At 65.1% G+C, this 215-nt stretch carries 1 protein-coding gene; it reads right to left on the minus strand.

The window, feature by feature from the left end; all coding sequences use genetic code 11:
• The coding region (locus ADK54_RS20920; RefSeq protein WP_199827008.1) for a transposase at positions 1-215 on the minus strand (215 nt) is incomplete at both ends.

A 215-nucleotide genomic window follows, 5' to 3' on the forward strand; every position in this document is an offset into this window, starting at 1 on the left:
GATTCGGCGCAGGCCGCTGCGGACGGCCCGGACGTGGTGGTCGCGGTCGGCGAAGACGATGTTCGCGGTCACGGCCCGCCGCAGAAGGGAGCAGATGCCCTCTACCGGATTCAAATCCGGTGAGTACGACGGCAGCTGGACGATGGTCAGCCAGTCATGCTCGGCGGCATAGTCACGGATGTCGGCGCTGCGGTGGACATTCAGATTGTCCCAGA

Source organism: Streptomyces sp. WM6378 (assembly GCF_001279695.1).
Classification (GTDB): Bacteria; Actinomycetota; Actinomycetes; order Streptomycetales; family Streptomycetaceae; genus Streptomyces.